This is a genomic window from Aquisphaera insulae (genome assembly GCF_011064615.1).
Lineage (GTDB): Bacteria > Planctomycetota > Planctomycetia > Isosphaerales > Isosphaeraceae > Aquisphaera > Aquisphaera insulae.
The window spans coordinates 1-16,676 of sequence record NZ_JAALJH010000097.1 but is presented as its reverse complement, the minus strand read 5'-3'; the positions used below and the strand labels follow the sequence as shown (position 1 = coordinate 16,676).

Here is a 16,676-nt window from a genome sequence, read left to right as displayed (position 1 = left end):
TCGAGGATCGACGCTCCTGAACCGTCCCTCATCTTAATCGCAATTCGCGATAAGTCCAGGGCGACTCACCGGTCCTTTGGGATCGGATGGACCCTGCGGTCACTCGCCGGCTTCAGCCCTTCCAGCGTGATCGTCCCCAGGTCCAGCGGTGGCGCGTCCGGGCCGGTGGGCTGGTCGGGGATAACGACCTCGCGACGGGCGATGCCGAGGTCCACCTGGCCGAACGGGCCGCGCGAGGGATCAGTCGGGTGCGGGTGGATTGGGATCTGCAGGTCGTACGTCCCGGGCGGGAGGCCGTCGATCCGGAACGAGCCGTCGGCCTCGACCGGGAATGAGCCCCCTTCGACGGGTTGGCGCGAGTCCGCCGGAGCGGGCCGGAGACGGCTCACCAGCCCGGGCGCGAACCGCCAGCCGTCCTTGCCCGCGAGATCGGCGGGCGGCGCGGCCTTGCCGATGACCGCTCGGCCGGAGTCGCCCAGGGTCAGGGAGGTCGTCTCACCGGGCCGCGTCGCCGCGATCCGGGAGGGGGGACCGCCTCCATGGACGCCGTTGCCGAATGCGATCTGCCGCGTCACGTGAACCTCGCCCGCCGGGACACGGTCCATGGAGAAGCGGCCCTCGCCATCCGTCTTGGCGCTGTTCAACCAGGAGACACCCACGGGCAGCGCGGACGAGAGAACCCGATCGAGCGATATCATCTCTCCCGGCGCCGGCCGGCCCTTGAGCAACAACCGGCCCTCGATGCGTCCCCATGCCTGGAGCGTCAGCGATGGCACTCGGAGCGTAGGCGGTCTGCCGCCCTTCCCGTGAGGGAGCGAGGCGAATCCGCCGTCGTGGAACGCCATGACGGTACAGGGAACGTCCGGCGACGGCATGCGGAATGATCCATCCCGCCGCGTCTTGACGACCCGATGGGGAGAAGGAGACCATGGCAGCGCCAGGTGGCCGTTGCTCATCTGCAGTCCCTTCTGGAACGCGACGACTTCCGCGCCAGCCGCGGGGGTGCCATTCGGGAGTCGGACCTCTCCCTCGATCCAGTCGCCCCTTCGGAGGGCGAAGTTGACCTCGACCTCGCCCGGAGAGGCTTCGAGATGCCGCGAGACGGCCGGCGCGTAGCCGCGGGCCTCGACCCGAAGGACGGGATCGCCGGCGATGTCCGTGCTCAGGTTCGCCTCGAAGGAGGAGCCTCGCCTCTCCTCCGTGCGATCATTCCGCCAGAGACAAGCCTGAGAACCCGGGCTCGATTCGCCCGGCACGAGGGTGTACTCGAGGATCGGCCGGCCCGTCTCCGCGTCGGTGACCTTGCCCCGGACGCGGAGCGGCCGGCGCATCGTAAGGGTCTTCTCGGGCCCATCGGGCATGGCCTGCCAGAACCGTTTCGCGCTGTAGCCGAGCGTCCCCAGGTCAATCAGGACCGAATCCCCCGGCGCAACATCCCACCGGAATCGACCCTCGGCGTCGGTCCAGGTTTGCCAGCGGAGGGTATGCTGCCCGCGCCATTCATCGGCCGCGATCGGCGCGTCCGCGATTGGCTTGCCGTCGGGATCGACGATCCGGCCGCGGATCACGTGGGGCGGCTTCAGCTCGAGCTCGATCGGCTTCATGCCCGCCGCGACAGTCGTGGAAAGCAGGTCGGGCGCATGGCCCTTCGCCTGGACCGTGAGGACGATCGGTCCGGCTGCGAGGCCCTTGACCGTGAACCGGCCTTCGGCATCGGTCATGGCCTCGGCGTCGGGCTCCTTCTCGCGGAAGTCACGGCCAACGGCGATGGTCGCCCCCGCGATGGGGGCGCCCGCCTCATCGGTGACGCGTCCGGTCACGGCGATGCCCTCGTCCTTCGGGGTCTCCATGTCGCTCGGTCTCCTGGCCTCCATCTCAACCCGTGGTGCCGGCTCGATCGCGATGACCAGCGGCGCCGCGATCATGCCGAGGAGTCCCAGGCCCAGCACGACCGCGGCGGCGGCCGTCAACCGGGCGGCGAGCATGCCCCGGATGACGCCCCGCGACGCGTTCAGGACCCCCGGCGCGATCGCGTCGGAGATGGCCTCCGCGGTGGCTGCCTTCGCGAGCATCGAGGCCGTTTCCGCCATCAGGAGGGCCGGCACCGCCGCCGTCGACTCGCCCGTGGCCGAGATAAGGGCCAGGGCCGCGGCCGGGGCGACGCCGCGACGCATCAGCCGGCTCTTGAGCGTGCGCCTGGCCTTGTCGATCCGGCCGCGGACGCTCCCGACGGTGCAGCGCAGGCGGCGGGCGGCTTCCTCGTGCGAGCGACCCTCCAGCAGGCAGAGGACCACCGCTCGGCGGTCGCGCTCCGGCAGGCGGGCGATCTCGGCGTCGATGGCGGCCCTCAGCTCGGCCGACTCGATCGCGAGGTCGTGCGTGTCCGCGACCCCCTCCGGCCGGACGGCCCTGCGTTCATCTTGCCTGCGGCGCGTGGCCTGCGCCCGGATCCTCGCCGCGACGCGGACGGCCACGCCGTGCAGCCAGGGGCCGACGAGCTCCGGAGTCCGCAACGAGCCGGCCCGCTTCAGCAGGACGAGGAACGTGGCCTGGAACGCGTCCTCGGCATCCTGCTCGTCGAGGAACCTGCGCCGGCAGGTGGCCAGGACCATCGGCCCGAGCCGCGCGACGAGGGCCTCGAAGGCCGCCTCGTCCCCGCGGGCGAACCGCCGAAGGACCTCCGCGTCGTCGAGGCCCGCGAGCGAGCCTCCGTCGAAGATCCGGACGATCTCCCCGGTCGCGTTTCCCGTGCCTCGAGCCATCTCCGCGTCCTTCCCCCTGAAGCCCCTCGTACCCCGCATGGATACTGCGGCGATGCCGTCGGACTCCAGGGGTTTTTTCCGAAATCGCGTCCGGGAAAAGGCTTGGAAAGCCAGTCACGCCGACTTCACCGCCTCTCCCGCGAGTCGATTCCTCCCGGATGTGATCGCGCCGTCCTCGTCTCGCCATGCGAGGAGGGTCAAGGCCGTGAGGACGAGGCACCCGGCCCACTGGGCCGTGATGACGAGCAGGTAAAGGCGGTGCCCGGCGCGAAAGCCCGGCCGGTCGAGGACGAGCGATTCCGCGGGGTCCAGCAGCGCATCGAGCCGCACGTGGAGCCACGCCAGCACGCCGAGCAGCACCACGAGCGCGGCCCAGATCGCCCAGAGGAGCCTGCGTCCACCGGGCATCCTCCCCCGCCCCGCGGCGAGCTCCCAGCCCCAGAGCACCAGGGCCACCGCGCCGGCCAGGTTGAGGTAGTTCGTGACCGAGCGGGTGATGAAGCCCTGCTCCAGATCCGAACCGAGCACCCCCGCGCCCACGGGCACGACGACGCCCCCGTAGAACATGAACCCCCCCTGCCAGAACATCAGGGCCCAGAGCAGGAGCCATCTCCGCACCAGCGTCATGTTCATGGTCCGCCGCGGTGCCCTCCGGCCGCCTGCCGAAGTGCGACCTACCCCGCGCGTCGACCGCCATCAGGCTCGATTCGCCCGCCGATTCGACGGGGTCACGGATTCGATCGCTCGCGCGAGGTCCTGGACATGGTCTCCGGGCTCGTGAAGGATGGCAAGGGCCAATACCGTTCAACGAAGGCTCGTCTCGTCTCGCATCGCGAAGGCGGAACGTGAACATCCTAGCAGGCAAGGAGTGTCTCCGGGTGGCCGTGGTGGAACACCACGGGACCGCCGTGGCCTCCAGGCGAAGCCCGTTGGGCGCGACAGCTTGCCGCACCGTGGTGTTCCACCACGGCCACCCAGGCTCAGCTCGGAGCCGACGTGACGTTGACCTCGGTCTCGTACCATCGCGGTTTGAGACCCTGCCGAAGCCCGTGTGCCCCTACCCTTCGTTGAACGGTATTGTTGTGGCAAGGGCCAGGGCGTCACAGTCCCTTGAAGCGGAACTGGATCAGGGGCATCACCTGCATCGGGCGGATGTCGGACGGCCCGGAGAAGTCGAAGCCCGGCTGGGGTTGATTCATCAGGCTCTCCTGATAGATCGTCGTGTCCGACCGCGGCGTGGCGGATCGCACCTGGGCGATCAGCCGCTCGTAGATGGGCAGGTCCGGGCGGCGGAGGGCCACCCATGCCGGCGGAGGATCGGTGTCCTTGTAGATCCTCGTGATCTCGTAGTAATCCCCGATGATCGTCGCCTGCTCCTCGGCCGTGAAGTCGGTGAAGTTGGAGTCGTTGCGGAGCCGGTAGTTCATGTAAGCCACGTTGCGGTTCCCCGTGGCGATCTGGCCGCTGGCGTTGTGGTAGACCGAATCCGTGATGTACGAGGTCCCTCGCGTCTGGTATTGCCAGATGTGGCCCATCTCGTGGACCAGGACCGGTTTGTTGTCCAGGAAGCTCCAGCCCGGAGGGACGCGGATCTGGTTCCCGAGCGTCGTGGGGGCATTGAGGATCGACGTCTCGACGACGCGGACCCGCGCGGCGTCCACCGACCCCTGATAGATGTCGTCGATGATCGCCATCTCCTTCAGCCCGAAGGGGCGGCCGATCGGATTCACGAGCGCCGCGAGCTGGATCGCCGAGAATTCGAGCACCGGCGAGGTGATCTGCACCGGCGATTCCCGGCGATTCCTCAGGACATCCGTCGGGACGTTGCTCAGTCGCGGATCGGGCGACCAGGGACGGGGGGGATCGGGCATGGTGGCAGTCCTTTCGAATCGAAATCGCGATGGTGAACGAGCGCAAGGCCCGAGGCTGAGCCCTTCCATGATCATCGATGCGGCCCGGAGCCCGAAGTGTCCATCCGCAATGGGTCGTGTCGCCGGCCGCGATTTGCGTGGTAAGCCGCGAACGAGAGTCCCGAGGGCCATCCTCGCCGGTTGACCGCGTCGGCCCATCGATCCTGGTGAGGCCGTCCGACCTTCCCCACGCCGTGCCGCTCCTTGCGGCTCGCATCCCCGGTCGTTGGTCGGGATCGGATCGGGTATGATACAGGCGATTCGACGTGCTGTGACGCTTCGGCTATGAGTGGCTTCATGGGAAGCCGAATCGCTGGAGTCTCGCCGCCGATGCCTACGCAGAACGGTTCGACGCCTGAGCCGGCATCCTTATCCGACGTTCGCTCGCGGCTCATCGCGATCCTCGAATCGGCACGGGTTCGGAAGTCCATGTACTTCCAGCCGGTCGAGCCGAGGGCCGTCGAACACTGGCTGAGCGGCCTCCGCACAGGCTGTTCGCTCGCCGGCCTCGAGTGGTCGCCCTTCGATCGTAGCCCCGCGCTGGAACGCCGCGGACTTGAATTGAGGGCCGCCTGGGAGACCGAGCAACTGGTCGCGCGGGGCCTTGGGCCGGAGGAGATCGTCGACGAGCTGCTGGCCATCGAGATCGAGGCGTGGCGGAATGTCGGTCGGCCCGATCAAGGCTGATCGCGATAGGCCCGACCGCGTGTTCGCGTCGTCCGGCGGATCCAAACGATCGCCGTGGCGATCGTGATCCCCAGGCAATCGATGGCGACATCCTTCCAGGTCCCGCCTGGCCGGGTACGAAGGTCTGGTGGTATTCGTCCGACATCGCGAAGAGGGCCGCGAGGATCGCGGCGAGGGCGAGGTTACGACGGAAGGCATCGGGCCAACGGCGGTCGAGGAGCCGGAAGACGAGCAGGAACAGGATGGCGAACTCGGCGGCGTGCCAGCCCTTAACGATGGCGAACCAGCAAGTGCCCCAGAACACCGCGAACCGACGCAGACTGGCCTCGTCCCGGAAGACGTGCGCGGCCAGCCAGGCGAAGAAGTCGTGGGGCATGATGACCGTGCTGGACGTGGCGGCGATCAGGCCGGCCCAGATCAGGGCGGTCAGGAACCAGGTGCGGCTAATTGGTCGACGAGGCGCCGACGGTGAAGGTCGCGAATCGTGCTCCGACATGCTTGCATCAGGATGTTGGAAGAGAAAGCGATCGACTGTCGAGCGCTTTCAACATCTTCATCTTCTGGAGCTCATCGATACTCCTCTTGATCTGATCGTCGGAGAAGCGGGGTTTGATGTCCTTGATCTTCTTCACGAAATCGTCGAGGAAGACTCTCTCTCCCCTGCCCAACCAGTGACGGTCAGCATGGACAATCGTCGAGAGGAGTTCCAACTCCGCTGCCGATCGATGGCCGAAGCTCTCGAGTACCCAACTCAGGCTCTTCACGTAGCGAGCGATCTTCCCGGCAACGGGCTTTCGGACGAGGTCGGCGTCAGGACCGCGCGTGAATTCATAGCCATAACCCCCGCCTCTCTCGAAGGGGATCATGGAAGAGACCACGGCTCGTAGACTCTCTGCCTGGCCGAGGTCGTTCAACAGGTCCTCATCGAAAGGCCCGTACGTATACATTCGGAAGTCGTATCCGAGAGGTACGCCCTCAATGGCCTGGAGCAGGTACGCCAGCTTCATGAGTGCGGTTCGCCCCAGCTTCACCTGGGATCTCGCCACCAGCTCGGTCAGGATGCCAACTCGAAATCTCCAACGATCCATGGGATTCATGATTTGCTCCCCTCCAACCCGGCCAGTTGGTCCCTCGCGGCTTCCACATCCTCCTTGCGGCAATAAAGGCGTGACACGGCCAAGGGCCGTAAAGCTCTTACTACGCTCGAGTATTCGGATAAAGGCTTGATCTCGACTGAGGGATTCTCGCCCTTCACCGGGATGTCTGACTTCCCGAGCTTGTAAGCAGAAGTTTCCGAGGTTTCCTCCGCCTGGAGTAATGAGCCAAGTCTGGTGCGAACCTGATCCAGAGAGGTCCGATCCTCGGGAGCAGGGAATTCAGGAGAGTGGTAGATCTCTCGATAATGGTCACGGTCGCAAAGCCTGCGCCCATGGTCACCTCCGCCGCCTTCTCTCAGCATGCCCAAGACTCTCCAGTCGTCCCATTTGAGATAGTCCTCAAGCTCATCTTGCGTGGGGCGTGAGAAGACTCCTCCAGGTAGCAGTTCAGCGAGTGCCTGTCTGAGATGGATGTTGTACGCGACCCGGGTCTTGTGGAAATAGACCTGAGTGAACATGAAGTATCGAGCAAGCACCAGACCCTCCGCGGCATGAAAACCGCCCTCCTCGACACCTAACCGGAATGCGCGGTCCTCTCCCCCCGGAACAAGAAGCACGGAATTGACGAGTCTTCGCCAATCGAACTTACCATAGTCGACGCCCGCGTGAAGCGAATCGCGGATCAGGTAGTCCATTCGGTCCGCATCAAGCTGTCCGGCAATGACTTCCTTCCACAGAAGGGCACGTCCAGCGCGAACATTCCCTTCGAGCAGGTTGGCGACATCATCCGCTTTGAGGCCATGGTTCTGATTGAGAGGATGGTCTTCGATCGCATCCCGAAGGCTCTGACGAATGATGGCCGCCGAGTAATCTTCATGGCGGAAACGCCGGCACTCGCGTTCCGTCGAGTCGCCGGAGTCGCCGATCGATTCCGCGGGCACCTCCAGAGGGAAAAGCTCCTCGGCCGCATGTGAGAAGGGTGCGTGTCCGACATCGTGGAGGAGGGCTGCGAGACGAACAAGTGTGCGATCTCGTTCAAGCCCCGCGTCTTTGTAAGAGTGCTCATTGATGAGCAGATCTCGAGACTTTGTCGCGATCGCGTCAAACAGGCGGCTGGCGACATGGAGAACACCCAGGGAGTGCTCGAAACGGGTATGCATGGCACCTGGATAAACCTGGTCCGTCCACGCAAGTTGTCGGATGCGTCGAAGTCGCTGGAACGCCGGAAGATTGATGATCTCCCGCTCCCAGTCCGTGATGGTGATGAATCCATGGACCGGACAGCGAATCTCATAGAGGCGATGGGCTTTTTGCACGTTCTTTGCGCTCCATCCCGTCCTCAATAACCCATGAACAGGAAGATACGGGACAAACGACCAGGTGTCAAGCGTGGTGGAGATCGCGTTCGATAGGCGGACGTAAGAGCCTGCGAGGGTGTTCGGGGGAGTGATCGAAGAAGAAGCGTTCTTATAGTAGAACAAGTCGTAGCCGAGAAATGGCTCAAAGAAGGAGATTGCGGGCCAATGGCTTGATTGGTCGAAATGACGAACAGAGCCGAGTGGCCAGGCCGGACATGAGAGCCGCCAGGAGCCGCGGGGCGGAGATCCGCAGGTAGCGGGGGTCGGCGCCAGGATGGGCTCGGAGCCAGGCGACCAGGGTCGGCCGGCGCGGGACCTCGGCGCCGGGGCGATCGGCGAGGAGGGCGGGGATCAGGTCGTCGGGGCGATGGTCCAGGAGGATGAGGACAAGTCGACGGGACGGGTCGCGGGACCGGAGGAAGGCGGACTCGAACGAGGCGGCGTCCGCGAGCCAGGGTGGGATCTCGGGGAGGAGATCGCCGCGGGCGAGGCGGCCCGCGAAGGCGATCGCGTCGTCGCGGTGACGCTTCGGGCCGGTCGGCCAGACGTCGGCGGCGTGGCGGCGGAAGAGGTCGGCGAAATGGCGCGGGCCCAGGGCCTTCGAGGTTGCCGGCAGGCTGGCCGCGACGGCGCCTCGACGCTTGCGGATGAGGCCCTCGGCGTAGTGGCGAAGTTGATCGGGCGGGACGGAGGCCAGGGCGACGAGGGGCTCGTCGGATGATATGGCGAGGAGGCTGGCCTTGAGGCTGTGGCCTTTCTCAAGGTCCATGGCTGTCGCGCTTGCGTCGGGCGCGGAGCCGATCTCCCCTCGTTGATCCCCCCTGCCCTCGCCGGCCGCGGCGAGGAACCGGGCGCGGTACGAGGGGTCGGTGAGGATCCGCGTCAGCTCGCGCTGGAGGTCGAGCAGGGCCATCGGCCGTGCCTCCTTGAGATGGCCCGCGCCCGGTCGAGCTCGCCGACGAGCTCGTCGAACGGGGGGAGGTCCTCGTCGCGCTCGAGGATCAGGCCGCGCACCGGGGCCCGGTCGAGGACGTAGTCCATCAGGTCCCACACGGCCGCCGGGGTGGGGGCGGAGTGGCTGTCGATCAGGCGAGTCCCCTCGGCATGGCCGCCGACGAAGTGGAGCTGGATGATCCGCCCGGGCGGCAGGCGGTCGATGAACGCCCGCGGGTCGCCGCCGTGATTCACCGAGTTGGTGTGCAGGTTGGTGAGGTCCAGCAGGAGCCCGCAGCCGGTCCGCTCCACCAGCTCGGCCAGGAAGTCGGCCTCGTCGAGCTCCGCCCCCGGGACGCGGAAGTCGTACGTGATGTTCTCCAGGATCAGGGGAATATCGACGAGCGCCTGGACCTCCGCGATGTTCGCCGCCAGCACGTCCAGCGCCTCGTTCGAGAACGGCAACGGGGCGAGGTGGCCCAGCTCGATCCCGCCGGCCCGGGTGAAGGCGACGTGCTCGCTCCACCAGGGAGGGTCCAGGCTCTCGACCAGGCCGAGGAGGGCGTCGCGATACTCCGGATCGAGTCCCTCGGCGCTCCCCAGCGAGAGGCTCAGGCCGTGGGGGATCAGGGTGAAGTGATCGGCGAGCAGCTCGAGCTCGCGGATCTTGGCCGCGGGGGCGTCCAGGTAATGGTCGGCCGTGATCTCGAGGAAGTCCACGCGATCGCGATTGAGGATGACGTCCGCCCGGTAGGGCTCGCGGAAGCCGAGCCCGACGCCGACCGCGGGCAGGGCCTCGATCGGAGATGGGATTCGTTCGCGATTCATGGTTCAGCCTCCACATCCGCCGCAGCCGCCGCAGCCGCCGCACCCGCCGCCCCCGCAACCACCGCCCCCGCCCCCGCAGCCGCCGCCCCCTCCCCCGGAGGCACACCCGCAGCCCGTGGTTTCGGGTCGCGGCATGAGCGGCTTCCAGGTGTTCTCCAGCTCGGTGCCAATGAGCGCGGGGATGCCGAGCACGGCGATGGCCATCACGGCGGCAGGGCTCTTGACGGCCTCCGGCCGCGTGGCGATGGCGGGCCAGTCCTCGAAGGTCGTCTTCAGCCGGTCCAGGTAGTCCTTGCCCAGCCGCGTCAGCCGAGGCGCGGCGCCGAGGATGAGGATCAGGTTGAACCCGACGAGCCAGAGGACGATGAGGAACCCGACGTTGTGCCGCCCCTTGTCCACGGCGACGAAGAGCTTGTATGCGCCCAGGAGGGTGAAGCAGGCGGCGGCCGGCCAGGTGAACTCGCGGGCCGAGGCACGACAACCGGCGGGCATGAGCAGGAGGTCCTCCTCAAGGGGTTCGCGGAGGGACTCGCCGTATCGCTCGGCGATCCGGTTCAGCCGGCGATTGGTGCGGAGGCTCGGGACGTCGACGGGGATCTTCAGCTCGCCCAGCAGGTCGCGCTCGAATTCCGGAAGTGCCCGGCAATCGGGGAGCACGTCGGCTTGGCCGATCCGGAGGTGTCCCCTTGTCGAGGTGGGAAGGAAGGTCTTGAGGAAGCCGCGACGGTAGAGGTCGAAGACCGTCACGGCGAGCAGCCGGCCGGCGTCGCCGCGGAGGAAGGCGATGTCGTGGGCGTTCAACTTCCCCGGCACATCCGGCGCATCGTCGCCGCGGCCGCGGGTCGGGTCGACCAGCCGGGAGCGGATCCGGACGAGGATGCACGCGACGAACAGGATGCCCAGGTAGAGTCCCAGGAACTTCGGCCCGGGCATGTCGGCGATCGGGTTATGGAGCAGCCATTGCATACACAACTCCGGTCAGGACTTGGGAGAGGGCGGGCCCGATGGGTTCGAGCCGTGTTCGCCCTCCCTGACATCCAGCCGGACGAGCCGCCGGAATCGGGCGCGGTTTTTCCGGAATCTTGCTGGAGATCGGAGCTATCAGCGAGGAGACCGGGCCGAGCCCTTCGGATGGGGCACGGCCCGGGGGGGCTCGACGGCATGCCCGGCGGCTCCGCGGATCGTCGCTGAGGAGGCCGGCGGCGAGGGCCGGAGGTCGGGTGTCGGCGGTGAGGCGGGACGTGTTAGGATGCACGCCCGTCGGGCGCGGCGGCGGTTCGCGTGCCCGGTGCAACCGACACGCGCTCCCGGGAGGCTGGCCGATCTCATGGCGGACCTGAACATGGCGATCAAGCATGGGCAAGCTCCGGACACCGCCAAGGTGAACTTCGAGCGCGCGATCAGGCAGGCGCAGGTCGACCATTCGCGGTGGATCCACCGGGTGGACTGGGCACCCGACGGGATGTCCGCGGTCCTCTTCGGCCCGTCCTACTCGGTGACGCTCAGCCTCGACGACCAGAACGTCTACGCCCGGGGGAAGATCCCGCTGGCGCTGAAGCTCTTCGAGGGGCCGGTGCGGCGGTCGGTCGAGGCGATGCTGGCGAAGATGTCCGCGCAGCCTGGCAGCCTGGCCTGACCCGACCGGCCACCCTGACGGGAAGACGACGAGGAGCGGGAGCCGCGGATGATCGTGGTGTTGATGGGCGTGACGGGGTCGGGCAAGACGACCGTGGGCCGGATCCTGGCGGGCCGGCTCGGCTGGCCCTTCTTCGACGCCGACGACTACCACCCCGCGGCCAACGTCGAGAAGATGCGCCGGGGGATCCCGCTCACCGACGCGGACCGGAAGCCCTGGCTCGAGCGGCTCTCGGGGCTCATCGACGAGGCCGTCGCCCGCGGCGAGAGCCTGGTCCTGGCATGTTCGGCGCTGAAGCACGCCTACCAGGAGTATCTCCGCCATCACGGCGATGCCGTGAGGTACGTCTGCCTCTGCGGATCGCCGGAATTGATCCGGGCCCGCCTGGCCGCCCGCCGCGGCCATTTCATGGACCCGTCGCTGCTGGCCAGCCAGCTCGAGATCCTCGAGCCGCCGGCCGACGCGGTGCGGGTCGACGTCGGCGGCACGCCGGAGGCCATCGCCGACGAGATCCGCGCGAGGCTCGGGGTGTGAGGCAGGCCTACGCCGCGCCGTGGTTGCGGAACCAGAGTTCCAGCATCAGGAGGGCCCAGAGGCGGTGGCCGTGCTCGCGGCGGCCCTCCACATGCTCGGCGACGAGGGCACGGACGGCGTCCGGGCGGAAGAGGCCGCGGTCGAGGGCGGAGCGATCCAGCAGGATGCCCTGGAGCTCATCCTTGAGCTCGTTCTGGAACCAGCGGCCGACGGGGACGCCGAAGCCCATCTTGCGGCGGCCGGCGATCTCGGCCGGCAGGAGGTCGGCGAAGGCCCGCTTGAGGACGACCTTGGACCGGCCGGGGCGGACGCGGAGCTTGCGATCGAGGGGCATGGCCGCGGCGAGCTCCACGACGCGGTGGTCCAGGAACGGGCCGCGGCACTCGAGGCTGTGGGCCATGCTCGCCATGTCCACCTTGTAGAGGAGGTCGCCGGGGAGATAGGTGAGGATGTCTCCCACCATCGATTGCGTCACGGTGTCCCGGCTCCGGGCCCGGGCGCATGCCTCCGAGAGGAGACTCGCCGGGTCGCCCGGGCCGCAGCCGTCGGGGTGCGAGGAGGCATCGGCGAGGATGTCGAGCTGGGCCTCGGAGTAGAGCCGAAGCCGCGACGGCTCGTCGAAGGTGGTCATCCAGCCGAGGTATCTCGCGCCGGCCGGGTCGTTGATCCGCTCGAAGAGACGCTCGATCGCCCGCAGCCGCGACTTCGACCGGCCGGAGCGGGGCAGCACCCGGCGAATCGTCTTGCCGAGGATCCGCCGGGGCGCCGCCGGCAGGCGGTGGAAGAGCTCCGTCAGCGCGAGGGCCCGGTAGCGGTCGTAGCCGCCGAAGAGCTCATCCCCGGCGTCGCCGGTGAGGGCCACGGTGACCTCGCGGCGGGTCTCCCGCGCGACGTGCCAGGTCGGCAGCGCGGAGCTGTCCGCGAACGGCTCGTCGAACTGCTGCGCCAGGGCCGGCAGCGTCTCCCAGGCCCGCGGCTCGACCATGAAGGTGTGGTGCTCGGTCCCGAGCCGCCTCGCGGCGAGCTCCGCGTAGCGGGTCTCGTCATAGGCCGCGTCCGGGAAGCCGATGGCGAAGGTCTTCACCGGGCGATTCGAGGCCCGCTGCATCAGGCCGACCACGATCGTGGAGTCGATCCCGCCGGAGAGGAAGGCGCCGAGCGGGACGTCGGAGACCATCTGCTCGCGGACGGCCTCGGAGAGGGTCTCGCGGAGTGCTTCCACATCCTCTCCGACGGACCGCCGGCGCTCCAGGTTCCAGTCGGGCTGCCAGTAGGGTTCGACCTTCAGGTTGCCGTCGTGCCAGGTCGCGAAGTGGCCGGGCGGCAGCTTGTGCACGCCCCGGAGGATGGTCCGCGGATGGGGGACATATCCGTAGGTGAGGTACTCGTCGAGGGCCCGCGGGTCGACGGCCCGAGGGCACTCGGATTCCGGCAGGGCGAGCAGCGATTTCAGCTCGCTGGAGAAGACCAGCCGGCGGGCGTCGTGGCGATAGACGAGCGGCTTCTGGCCCAGGCGGTCGCGGCCCAGGATGAGCGTCCGCCGGGGGGCGTCCCAGATGGCCAGCGCGAACATGCCGCGGAGGAGGCCGAAGAGGCCGGTCCCCTCATCCTCGTAGAGGTGGACGAGGGTCTCCGAGTCGCCGGAGGAGCGAAGCGAGTGGCCCCGGGCCTCCAGCCGGTGGCGGAGCGCCTGGAAGTTGTAGATCTCGCCGTTGAAGGCCACCCAGACCGTGCCGTCCTCGTTGGAGAGGGGCTGATGGCCGCCGGCCAGGTCGAGGATCGAGAGCCGCCGGAACCCGAGCGCGGCGTGGTCGTCCCGGTACGAGCCGGCGTCATCGGGGCCGCGATGGATGATCCGATCCATCATCTTCGCCAGCCGATCGCCGTCGAGGGCGTCCCGAGGATCGCCCCACGCCGCGCCGCAGATGCCGCACATGCCGTCCGCCCCTCGTGCCGTTGGCCCTCGGGTCCGTCCCCGGACGTCCCCCGCCCTCGATTCTCCCGCCGGAGCCCCGGCCACGCCAGAGCAGCACGCCGACGATTCGCGGGCCGGCCCTTGAATCGGCCTTGACGGGGTCCAATAGTTATTGTGAAGGAAGGGAGGACGAGACGAATGGCTGAGAGAGTGACCTTGCCGGTGCTCCCCTTGCGGGGCACCGTGATCTTCCCGGGGGTGACCGTGCCGATCGGCGTGGGGCGGCCCGGGACGCTGCGCGCGATCGAGGCGGCCCTGAAGGGAGACCGGCTGGTCTTCGCGGTCGCCCAGCGGGAGAACGTGGACGAGCCGGCGCCCGAGCAGCTCTACACGATGGGGGTGGTCGGGCGGATCGGCCAGGTCCAGCGCGGGCTGGGCGGCGTGCAACTGCTGCTCCAGGGGGAAGGGCGGGCCGCGGCCCTGCACTACCACCCGGGCGAGGAGGGATACCTCACCGTCGATGCCGTCCCGATCGAGCAGATGCAGCCGATCAACGAGAACGACCCGGCCTTCGCCGCGCTCTACCGCGAGACCCGCGAGCGCGCCATGGAGCTGGGCGAGAAGCGCGGGCTCCCGGAGGAGGTCCTGCACAACGTGCTCGACTCCGTGACCGAGCCCGGGCCGTTCGCCGACCTGGTCTCGGGCTACGTCGAGCTCGCGGTGGGGGAGAAGCAGGCGCTGCTGGAGACCCTCGGCGTCGAGGAGCGGCTCCGCCGGGTGCTCATCCACATGCAACGGCAGATCGGGCTGCTCGCGGCCCAGGCCGAGATCAAGTCCCAGGTCCAAGAGGAGCTGGGCGAGCGGCAGCGCGAGATGTTCCTCCGCGAGCAGCTCAAGGCCATCCAGAAGGAGCTGGGCGAGGACGACCAGAACCGCGAGGTCACCCAGCTCCGCGAGAAGCTCGGCAAGCTCGAGCTGCCCAAGGAGGCCCGCCAGGAGGTGGAGCGCGAGCTCGGCCGGCTCGAGCGCTCGGGCCGCGAGTCGATGGAAGCCCAGGTGATCCGCACCTACCTCGAGTGGGTCGCCGAGCTGCCGTGGAACGAGCGTTCCGACGACCAGCTCGACCTGACGCACGCCAGCGACGTCCTGGATGAGGACCACTACGGCCTGAAGGACGTCAAGGACCGGGTGCTCGAGTTCCTGGCCGTCCGCCAGCTCCGCGCCAAGCAGCTCGCGGAGGAGGTGGAGAAGTCCGGCGAGTGCTCCGCCCCGAGCGGTGGCGGCGACGAGAACGAGAAGGAGAAGGCCATCACCGACGCCCGCGAGGCCAAGGCCCGCGCCATGGCGAAGGGCCCGATCCTCCTCTTCGTGGGGCCGCCGGGCGTCGGCAAGACGTCGATCGCCAAGAGCATTGCACGATCGCTCGGCCGCAAATATGTCCGCGCGGCGCTCGGAGGCGTGCGCGACGAGGCCGACATCCGCGGCCATCGCCGGACGTACGTGGGCGCCATGCCCGGCCGGATCATCCAGGGGATGAAGCAGGCCGGCACCCGGAACCCCGTCTTCCTCCTCGACGAGGTGGACAAGCTGGGCGTCTCCTACCAGGGAGACCCCTCCAGCGCCCTGCTCGAGGTCCTGGATCCGGCCCAGAACGACTCGTTCACGGATCATTACCTGAACGTGCCGTTCGACCTCAGCGAGGTGCTCTTCATCGCCACCGCGAACTTTCCCCAGAACATCCCCGGGCCGCTCCTGGACCGGATGGAGGTGGTGGATTTCGCCGGCTACACCGAGCGCGAGAAGGCCGAGATCGCCAAGAAGTACCTCATCCCCAGGCAGCTCGAGGAGTCCGGGCTCAAGGGCCGGACCATCAAGCTGACGGATGACGGCGTGGCGGCGATCGTGGGCCAGTACACCCGGGAGAGCGGCGTCCGCCAGCTCGAGCGGCAGATCGGCGCCGTGGCCCGCAAGGTCGCCCGGCGGATCGCCGTCGGGGACAAGGTCTCGACCACGATCGGCGCCGAGGAGGTCCGCGACCTGCTCGGCCGGCCGAGGGTCCACCCCGAGCATGCCGGCGAGGCGAGCGAGGTCGGCGTGGCCACCGGCATGTACTACACGCCGGCCGGCGGCGACATCATGTTCGTGGAGGCCGCCGTCAGGCGGCTGCCGTCGTCCCCCTCGAAGGACGGCCCGGCCGCGCTCGGCGACGGCTTCGGCAGCCTGGCCCTGATCCTCACCGGCCAGCTCGGCGACGTGATGAAGGAGTCGGCCCGCGCCGCGCTGACGTACGCGGCGACGCACGCGCGTTCCCTCAAGGTCCCCGACGACCGACTCGGCTCGATCGAGGTCCACGTCCACGTCCCGGCCGGCGCCGTCCCCAAGGACGGGCCCTCCGCGGGCGTGGCCATGGCCACCGCGATCATCAGCGCCATGTCGGGGATCCCGGTCCGCAGCGACGTGGCCATGACCGGCGAGATCACCCTCCGGGGCCGCGTCCTGCCCATCGGCGGCGTGAAGGAGAAGGTCCTGGGCGCCCACCGCGCCGGGATCAAGCACGTCATCCTGCCGGCACAGAACGAGGCCGACCTGGAGGACATCCCCGAGGACGTCCGCGACGCCCTGGTGTTCCACTTCGTCTCCAACCTCGACGAGGTCTTCGCAATGATCCTGGACCGCGAGCAACGGAAGCCCGCGGAGGAGCTCCAGCCGGTGGGTTGAGTCCTCTCCTCGCCCCCGACGGATCAATCCGTCGGGGAGTCGGCGGCAGGTTTCCGATCGAGAGGTGGGTTGAGCGGGGCGAGTTCCGCTCAACCCGCCTCTCGTCGCCGATGTCCCCTGATCCTCCGCATCGCAGGCGCCTGCCGGCACGACGCGGGCCTCAGTCGCTCCCATCCTCCATGCCGAAGCCGACGTCGTCCCGGTCGTCGGGGCGATCCATGTCCATGAGATCATCCCAGACGCCGACGGCCGCCGGGCCCTCGCGCGGCACGATGACGGAAACGCCGTGTTCGCCCTC

14 protein-coding genes are annotated in these 16,676 nt (G+C 68.2%); 4 read left to right on the top strand and 10 right to left on the bottom strand.

Annotated features, from left to right (window positions below; translation table 11 throughout):
• Window positions 1-65: 65 nt before the first annotated feature.
• The 4 genes from G6O54_RS31420 to G6O54_RS38965 all read right to left on the bottom strand — a co-directional run bounded on the left by G6O54_RS31420 (window position 66) and on the right by G6O54_RS38965 (window position 5,594).
• On the bottom strand, window positions 66-2,762 hold the full coding sequence (locus tag G6O54_RS31420) for a sigma-70 family RNA polymerase sigma factor (protein ID WP_165232844.1): 2,697 nt from the start codon (window positions 2,760-2,762) through the stop codon (window positions 66-68).
• A 114-nt stretch (window positions 2,763-2,876) separates the two neighbouring features.
• A complete protein-coding gene (locus G6O54_RS31415) occupies window positions 2,877-3,389 on the bottom strand; it encodes a hypothetical protein (RefSeq protein ID WP_165232841.1) in 513 nt (170 codons plus the stop codon).
• 473 nt (window positions 3,390-3,862) lie between these two features.
• A complete protein-coding gene (locus tag G6O54_RS31410; RefSeq protein ID WP_165232838.1) occupies window positions 3,863-4,633 on the bottom strand; it encodes a hypothetical protein in 771 nt (256 codons plus the stop codon).
• Window positions 4,634-5,063: 430 nt separating this feature from the next.
• Entirely contained in the window at window positions 5,064-5,594 is a 531-nt protein-coding gene (locus G6O54_RS38965) for a VanZ family protein (protein ID WP_369432164.1), read from the bottom strand.
• On the opposite strand from G6O54_RS38965, the gene G6O54_RS38210 reads away from it, so the two are divergent.
• Entirely contained in the window at window positions 5,487-5,831 is a 345-nt protein-coding gene (locus tag G6O54_RS38210; RefSeq protein ID WP_165232832.1) for a hypothetical protein, read from the top strand. The two genes, G6O54_RS38965 and G6O54_RS38210, sit on opposite strands and share 108 nt — an antisense overlap.
• Window positions 5,832-5,862: 31 nt before the next feature.
• Here G6O54_RS38210 and G6O54_RS31395 read toward each other — a convergent pair whose 3' ends face one another.
• From G6O54_RS31395 to G6O54_RS37480, 5 genes are all read right to left on the bottom strand, one after another.
• On the bottom strand, window positions 5,863-6,456 hold the full coding sequence (locus G6O54_RS31395) for a hypothetical protein (protein ID WP_165232829.1): 594 nt from the start codon (window positions 6,454-6,456) through the stop codon (window positions 5,863-5,865).
• Window positions 6,453-7,772 (bottom strand): HD domain-containing protein, encoded by a 1,320-nt coding sequence (locus G6O54_RS31390; RefSeq protein ID WP_165232826.1) that lies wholly within the window; start codon window positions 7,770-7,772, stop codon window positions 6,453-6,455. The genes G6O54_RS31395 and G6O54_RS31390 overlap by 4 nt, the downstream gene beginning before the upstream one ends.
• Before the next feature lie 184 nt (window positions 7,773-7,956).
• Complete coding sequence (locus tag G6O54_RS31385; RefSeq protein ID WP_165232823.1) at window positions 7,957-8,727, bottom strand: SCO6045 C-terminal-like domain-containing protein; 771 nt, start codon at window positions 8,725-8,727, stop codon at window positions 7,957-7,959.
• Window positions 8,697-9,575, bottom strand: a complete 879-nt coding sequence (locus G6O54_RS31380) for an MbnB/TglH/ChrH family RiPP precursor modification enzyme (protein ID WP_165232820.1) — start codon at window positions 9,573-9,575, stop codon at window positions 8,697-8,699. Before G6O54_RS31380 ends, G6O54_RS31385 begins: the two co-directional genes overlap by 31 nt.
• Window positions 9,576-9,578: 3 nt before the next feature.
• Window positions 9,579-10,541, bottom strand: coding sequence for a TIGR04222 domain-containing membrane protein (locus G6O54_RS37480; protein WP_205679097.1), 963 nt, complete (start codon window positions 10,539-10,541; stop codon window positions 9,579-9,581).
• A gap of 361 nt (window positions 10,542-10,902) precedes the next feature.
• Here G6O54_RS37480 and G6O54_RS31370 point away from each other — a divergent pair, with 361 nt between their 5' ends.
• Window positions 10,903-11,211, top strand: coding sequence for a hypothetical protein (locus tag G6O54_RS31370; protein WP_165232817.1), 309 nt, complete (start codon window positions 10,903-10,905; stop codon window positions 11,209-11,211).
• 48 nt (window positions 11,212-11,259) lie between these two features.
• Window positions 11,260-11,745 (top strand): gluconokinase, encoded by a 486-nt coding sequence (locus tag G6O54_RS31365; RefSeq protein ID WP_165232814.1) that lies wholly within the window; start codon window positions 11,260-11,262, stop codon window positions 11,743-11,745.
• Window positions 11,746-11,752: 7 nt separating this feature from the next.
• On the opposite strand, the gene asnB is transcribed toward G6O54_RS31365, so the two are convergent.
• Window positions 11,753-13,681, bottom strand: a complete 1,929-nt coding sequence (gene asnB / locus G6O54_RS31360) for an asparagine synthase (glutamine-hydrolyzing) (RefSeq protein ID WP_165232811.1) — start codon at window positions 13,679-13,681, stop codon at window positions 11,753-11,755.
• A 177-nt stretch (window positions 13,682-13,858) separates the two neighbouring features.
• Between asnB and lon the strand changes: the two genes are divergently transcribed.
• The gene (gene lon / locus G6O54_RS31355; RefSeq protein WP_165232808.1) at window positions 13,859-16,378 is read left to right on the top strand and encodes an endopeptidase La; all 2,520 of its coding nucleotides are present in this window, start codon (window positions 13,859-13,861) and stop codon (window positions 16,376-16,378) included.
• Window positions 16,379-16,676: the final 298 nt, after the last annotated feature.